The sequence below is a fragment of the Streptomyces atroolivaceus genome, from assembly GCF_000717025.1.
GTDB lineage: Bacteria > Actinomycetota > Actinomycetes > Streptomycetales > Streptomycetaceae > Streptomyces > Streptomyces atroolivaceus.
The window spans coordinates 1-1,198 of record NZ_JNXG01000051.1 but is presented as its reverse complement, the minus strand read 5'-3'; the positions used below and the strand labels follow the sequence as shown (position 1 = coordinate 1,198).

Here is a 1,198-nt window from a genome sequence, read left to right as displayed (position 1 = left end):
GCAGGAGGGTGGTGCCGGCGATGGTGTGGTCGGCGAGCCAGGGGTGGGTGCGCAGGGAGATCCGGCCGGTGAGGACGAGCTGGTCGGTGTCGGCGAGGGTGACCGCCGCTCCGAGAAGCGCGTGGTCGGCGGCGGTCAGCCCGGCTGCGGTCACGTCGGTACCGGAGCGCTGCGGCGCGAGCCAGAAGTGGCTCCGCTGGAAGGGATAGGTGGGCAGACCGTCAGGGTGGGCGGGAGTGTGCCCGCGTCGCCACGCCGAGGGGGAGTGGCCGCCGGTGTGCAGACGGGCGACGGCGGTCGCGAAGGCGAGGGGCTCGGGGGACGTCTTGCGCAGGGCCGCGGTGACGACCGCCCCGGCGCGGACGGTCTGCTGGGCGAGGGTGGTGAGGGTCGCGTCGGGGCCGAGTTCGAGGTAGCGGGTGACGCCCTCGGTCTCGAGGTGCTGGATGCCGGGGTGGAAGCGGACGGCCCGGCGGATGTGTTCGGCCCAGTAGGCGGGGGTGGTGAGTTCGTCGCCGGTGGCGGGGAGTCCGGTGACGTTGGAGATCACCGGGATCTTCGGTGGGTGGTAGGTCAGTCCGTCGATCGCCTGGCGGAAGTCGTCGAGGACGCCGTCCATGTGGGCGGAGTGGAAGGCGTGGCTGACGGTGAGACGTGTGGTCCTGCGGCCCTCCGCGCCCAGGCGTTCCTGGAGGGCGACGGCCTCCGCGGCGTCCCCGGAGACCACCAGCGAGCCGGGTGCGTTGAGGGCGGCGATGTCGATGCCGGCCGTGAGCAGGGGGAGCACCTCGTCCTCGGTGGCTTGGAGGGCGATCATGGTGCCGTCGGTGCGGGCGGCCTGCATGAGCCGGCCGCGGGCGGCGACGAGGGCGACGGCGTCGGGGAGCGAGAGGACCCCGGCGACGTGGGCGGCGGCGATCTCACCGATGGAGTGGCCGATGAGGACGTGGGGGGTGAGTCCGTCGTGTTCGAGGGTCCGGTACAGCGCGGTCTGCAGGGCGAACAGGGCCGGCTGGGTGTACTGCGTCCGGTTGAGCAGATCTGCGTCCTGCCCCCACATGACCGTGCGCAGCGGGCGGTCCAGGAGGGGATCGAAGAGCTCGGTGACCTCGTCGAAGGCGGCGGCGAAGACGGGGTGGGCTTCGTGGAGTTCGCGTCCCATGCCGAGGCGTTGGCTGCCCTGGCCGGTGAAGAGGAA

The 1,198-nt window shown here is 72.5% G+C and carries 1 protein-coding gene; it reads right to left on the bottom strand.

Annotation, left to right across the window (positions count from 1 at the left end; all coding sequences use genetic code 11):
- A partial coding sequence (locus OO67_RS35345; protein WP_033305937.1) for an acyltransferase domain-containing protein occupies positions 1 to 1,198 on the bottom strand: 1,198 nt, incomplete at both ends.